Origin of the sequence: Arthrobacter sp. ZGTC212 (assembly GCF_002929255.1) — a bacterium.
In the GTDB taxonomy this organism is placed as follows: Bacteria; Actinomycetota; Actinomycetes; order Actinomycetales; family Micrococcaceae; genus Arthrobacter_B; species Arthrobacter_B sunyaminii.
Genome location: NZ_PJIJ01000023.1, coordinates 1 through 756 on the forward strand (window position 1 = coordinate 1; position 756 = coordinate 756).

Here is a 756-nt window from a genome sequence, read left to right on the forward strand (position 1 = left end):
GTCCGCCAAGTCCAGAGACACTCCCCGGACGGCAGCATCAAGATAGATACACACCTCCAGGCCGCGGGTGACGCCACCGAGGCATGGAACCAGGCCGTCCTCGAGCTGGTACAGGCAGGAGATGTCGACATGGCCCTGATCCCCACACAGACGTGGGAAGGCGAAGGAGTCACCTCGTTCAACGCACTTTCTGCGCCGTTCCTCGTGACCAGCGATGACGTGCTGAAGCAGGTTGTTGCCCCTGGCTTCGCCGACCCAATGCTGGCCGGACTCACAACGGTGGGATTGACCGGGCTTGCCCTCTTTCCCGAAGGCCAGCGGCATCTCTTTTCCTTTGCGGAGCCCATTGACGAGCCCGGCGATCTGGACGGGAAGGTTGTCCGCGCCACCCGATCGGACACTGCCGATGAGGTGCTGCAGTCCTTCGGCGCGGTGCCAAAGCCCTTGCCTGGAAAGCTCTTCACAGAGGCGCTGGCAGAAAACGCTGTCGGCGCGACCGAAACGTCGTTCGCCCGTGCCGGTGCCCTGACGAAGCCCACGACCGTGACGGGCAATCTCCCACTGTATCCAAGAATCAACACCCTGGTCATCAACCAGGACGTGCTGAACGAGCTGCCCATCAATGCACGCCGCACCCTCGAGCAAGCAGCGGATGCCACCCGTGCGTGGGCCACCGCCTCAATGCCCGCTACTGCACCCGAGGCCGCTGGATACCGTCAGGCCGGAGGGCCCATCTTCACGGCACCCGCAGAGGGC

1 protein-coding gene is annotated in these 756 nt (G+C 63.9%); it reads left to right on the top strand.

Translation table 11 applies throughout. The features are described from left to right. Positions 1–42 precede the first annotated feature (42 nt). The coding region (locus CXQ89_RS17670; RefSeq protein WP_258060210.1) for a TRAP transporter substrate-binding protein at positions 43–756 on the top strand (714 nt) is incomplete at its 3' end.